Below are 4,075 nucleotides of genomic sequence, written 5' to 3' on the forward strand. Positions count from 1 at the left end.
AAAAAATTTCCCTTTATTCTTGAAGGAATGTGAATTTCGGTTTAACTTTGGTACACCAAAAGAACAGCTCAAAACGTTGCGAAAATGGTGTGAGATTTAGGGCTAATCTACTACAGCCCCAAACTTATTGATATAGGCTACCCACAACATTCCCCACACCAACTGGCACTAAACTAGGCTCTACAAACCGAGTAATTGGACTTCCCACTCTAATCGGCTCTGTTCTCAGACTATTTCCATAAGTGTTGATATTCAAATCTACCTCCTAGAAAAATATAATCCAGTAAAGCCTAAAGCAGAAATTATGGGCATAAATATTATAAGTTTAATATCTGTTTCATCAAATAAACTTATAAAAGTTACATTTAATTTTAACACAAATAAATAAAAATATATGTTAATCAAAATTACTAAAAAAGTTATAGCCATAAGGAATGCCAAATACCAAACAATAAAAACGAAAAAATAAATCTTTAATGGGTATTTCATTTTGATACCTCATTATATAGTTTAGTTTTTTCATATTTATGCTCTAGAGTTTTACTGCTAATACTATCTACTGCATTACCTACCCCTACAGGAACTGAACTAGGCTCTACAAACTTAGTAATTGGACTTCCCATTCTAATCGGCTCTGTTCTCAGGCTATTTCCATAAGTGTTAATATTTTTACCTAAGGTATTTTCAACTCCTTTACCAAACCCATAGCCTAATGTGCTTGTTACTGTTTTTACTCCTGCTTTTTCTAAGCCGTTTTCAAGCGAAAAACCTTGTAATTTACCATCTTGCCATTTTGCATTTTCTAAACCACCTTCTAAGAAGCCTACTCCTAAATTCCAAGCTGTATAAGCTTTAAAGCTAAAATCTTTAGTTACATAGGCTTCTGCCATATCTTTTGCAGTATCTTTTAAGCTGACCTCTCCACTAGCAAGATATTGAGAACCAGCACTTACTGCACCATTCGCGCCGACAATCAAGCGAGTTGATGGCGAAAATAAATCAAATAAATTTTTCCCCATCTTTGTAAGCCCTAATCCCGAATAAACGTAATATTCAGGTACAACTGGCTCTGCCCCTAATTCTCGTCCAAATACTCTGTAATCATTTGAAAGTCCTGATATATTTGGATATTCCAATTTTGCACTAAATTCATAGGCATTCGTTTTTTCAGTTCTTACTGCACTAGCTGCTTGATCAATGCCTTTTGTAAGCTCTCGTTTTACAATAGGGTCATTTTCAACTTTATTTCTAATCTCTGGATTAGATAAGGCATTCTCTATATGAGTAATAGCTTCACTACCTAATAGTCCCTCTGTTGGTTTTGTTTTAGCCTCTGCTTTATTGGCATTCATTATTTTTGCCATCCAGCCTGAGCCGTCAAAGTGAACATTCTCTCTAGCATAATCAAATCCTTCTTTAGCAAGAGATGTATGTTTAGCACACTCCTCTGTATTTCCTCCTAGCCTACAAGCAGCTTTTAATGTTTCACTATTTGCTTTATTAACATCAGTAAATTCTNATAGATAGTTATTCTCCACCGCATTCTTCCCAACTCCTTGCCCTGTTTTCACTGCTTGAGCTGTTGATAAGGAATTTCCTCCGTTTGCAGATAACCCACCAGCCAACCCAGCCGCTACTTGGCTTAGCTCCGATACCGTCCGTTTTTCCGCTTCTGTCAGGTTTTCAGGCTCTTTGCCGAAGAGGTTTTGAGAGATGATGTTTGCTCCCACTTCGCCCGTCACCGCTGCCGCCGCTCCTGCACCTGCCTTACCACCTTGTGCATAGGCTTCCACCGCTCCCCAAAGGGCGTGAGCTATCAGGTTCGCTTCTGTATTCCCCTCTGTTGCCTGTTTGATTTCTGTGTTGATATAAGGCGAAATCGCTCCCGTTATTACCCCTGCCGTTGGGCTTCCGCCTAAGGCTAACCCTACTGCATTGGTAACTGCATCAACCCCTTGTCGGTAAACTCCTCCCGTTTCCCATTTCTCCGCTTCGTCTTCCAGTATTTTAGCTTTGGCAAGATTGCCTGCGGCTTTAGCTTGTTCTGCCTCTGCCCGTTTGCTTTCTGCGTGATTTGCCACTTTTTCATTAATAGTAGAAACCGTTGTGGTTTGGAAATCGCTTAGGGCTTTTACTTGATAATCCAGCTCTTTTTGGAGTTTATCTTTATCAAAATTATTCTCAAGTTTGCCTGAACGGCTTTCTGCTGTTTCAGTCGTAATGTCGGTTTTGACTTCTTCCTTAATTTGAGCAGCCGTTTTGGCTGTTTTCTCAAGCTGGGCTTGCTCGTCTCGAATAATCAGGTTCTGCGTGTTAATGCCAGATTTTGTTTGGCTGGATTGGCTGTCTCGGTCTTTACCATAACCAATCGCATTGCTTAGGCTGTTGGTTGGCTTGCCCTCTTTATCTACCCTTTGCCCGTTCCAACCACCTTTATAATCACCTGCCGCACTTACACCCACCGCACTGCCTTTATAGTCTGCCTGGTTTTCAAGATGGCTATAGCTCAATGTGCCTGTGCTAAATTGGTTTCTTCCCTCATTTTCAGCCTGTGCCGTTGAGGTTACTAACCCAGCTTTTAAATCCGAGTGGTTGGCAATATCAATGTCATAACCCTCATCCCCTGCAAATATCCCTGCCTGTTGCTTCACACTCGCATAGTCGGCATTCATTTTCGATTTGCTGTAACTCGCACTGCCTGAAACGCCATAGCCTACCGTCACTTGTCCGCTCACACTTTCTTGCTTACCCTCATACTTCATTATGTCTTGTAAGCTTTGAATGTTGAGATTTTCCGCATTCACTTTGACCGATTTGCCTTTCACCTGTGAGCCGATAATGTTCACATCGCCCCCGCTTTCAATTGTGGTTTGGCTGGATAGGCTGCCTACTTGGCTACCGACCCACGCTTGGCTTTCTCCATTACCATAACCTTTTGCCACGTTACCGCCTGCCGTCACCCCAAACGCAAAACCGCTTGAGCCGTAGCTTATCGCCACGCCGGCATTAAAACCACTTGATTTGTTTTTACTCCGTTCAAGGTGGTTTTCATCCACTGCTAACATATTTACACCACCTTCACCTTTTAAGTGCGTGCCGCCTTTACCCGATACATCGCTACCTGCAATAGTCAAGGTCGAGTTTTTGCCGTCTCCTTCGGTGTTGATATTTACCTTACCACCGGCATTGATTTGGCTTTTTTCTACCTTGTTCCCTTCGCTATGTTGGGTTTCTACGCTTTTTTGCTCGCCATAGGTAATCGACACGCTCACATCTTGGCTTAAAGTTGTTACGCTCTATCAAGGAATCTTTATTGCATTGAAATTATTTTTCTTATATCTTCATTCAAATATATAAAATAATTTCCTATATCCTGTAGCTTTATTGCTATATTAAGCCAACTCAAGTCTTCATTATGTTCTTTTAATCTATTTATTAGCTCTGAAAGCTCTTCTAATTCTTTGTTAATCTCTAAATCAATATCTTCTAGAGAATAATCTAATCCAAACATCATGAAATTACTTTCATCTCTAAGTGTACATAATTCTTCTTTAGATATCCCTTTACTCTTCGCAAGTTCAACCAACATAATTACAATTTTATTTAAATACATATAAATCACCTACTTAGATAACTTTCTGCCATAAGAATTCTTAGTTTTTTCTGCATTTAAAGAACCATCTAAATTATAAACTCCTTTAAAGTTTCCATTTCTATCAAATACTTCCAAATGATCTTTGTGCAAATTATCAAGATATATTTGATCTCCTTTCTTAAATCCTAACTCACTTTTATTAACCTCATATATAGTCTGCCCTTGATATCTCTTAGAAGTTTTAGTTAAAATCTGAGACAAATTTTGACCAAACTCTTTATTTTTCAAGAAATCATTCATATTCCCTACAGAATGCCTACAGAATGTTTGTGGGGATTATAAGCATTTATTTTCTGAGCAAACTTAGCCTGTGCCTTATCTACTGAAAAACTTCTGCCTGCATTCTTTGCTTCATACATTTCCTGAGCAATATCTATTGCCGTCAATGCCAGATATATTGCTGTCGGCGAACCATCAACA

The 4,075-nt window shown here is 39.2% G+C and carries 4 protein-coding genes and 1 pseudogene; 1 reads left to right on the forward strand and 4 read right to left on the reverse strand.

Annotated features, from left to right (window positions below; all coding sequences use genetic code 11):
• Positions 1 to 100: pseudogene (locus ACERCG_RS12035) on the forward strand (IS1595 family transposase); the annotation flags it as partial.
• Positions 101 to 124: 24 nt separating this feature from the next.
• On the opposite strand, the gene ACERCG_RS12040 reads toward ACERCG_RS12035, so the two are convergent.
• The 4 genes from ACERCG_RS12040 to ACERCG_RS12055 all read right to left on the reverse strand — a co-directional run bounded on the left by ACERCG_RS12040 (position 125) and on the right by ACERCG_RS12055 (position 3,895).
• On the reverse strand, positions 125 to 256 hold the full coding sequence (locus ACERCG_RS12040) for a hypothetical protein (protein ID WP_373612291.1): 132 nt from the start codon (positions 254 to 256) through the stop codon (positions 125 to 127).
• Between the two features lie 229 nt (positions 257 to 485).
• Positions 486 to 3,266, reverse strand: coding sequence for a hemagglutinin repeat-containing protein (locus ACERCG_RS12045; protein WP_373612292.1), 2,781 nt, complete (start codon positions 3,264 to 3,266; stop codon positions 486 to 488).
• Between the two features lie 44 nt (positions 3,267 to 3,310).
• The gene (locus ACERCG_RS12050; RefSeq protein WP_373612293.1) at positions 3,311 to 3,613 is read right to left on the reverse strand and encodes a hypothetical protein; all 303 of its coding nucleotides are present in this window, start codon (positions 3,611 to 3,613) and stop codon (positions 3,311 to 3,313) included.
• Positions 3,614 to 3,622: 9 nt separating this feature from the next.
• The gene (locus tag ACERCG_RS12055) at positions 3,623 to 3,895 is read right to left on the reverse strand and encodes a hypothetical protein (RefSeq protein WP_373612294.1); all 273 of its coding nucleotides are present in this window, start codon (positions 3,893 to 3,895) and stop codon (positions 3,623 to 3,625) included.
• Positions 3,896 to 4,075: the final 180 nt, after the last annotated feature.

The organism is Mannheimia sp. E30BD (assembly GCF_041807785.1).
Taxonomy (GTDB): domain Bacteria; phylum Pseudomonadota; class Gammaproteobacteria; order Enterobacterales; family Pasteurellaceae; genus Mannheimia.

Coding starts and splice junctions, on each gene's coding strand:
- ACERCG_RS12055 (WP_373612294.1), bottom strand. CDS start 3,895: ATGAATGATTTCTTGAAAAATAAAGAGTTTGGTCAAAATTTGTCTCAG.
- ACERCG_RS12050 (WP_373612293.1), bottom strand. CDS start 3,613: ATGTATTTAAATAAAATTGTAATTATGTTGGTTGAACTTGCGAAGAGT.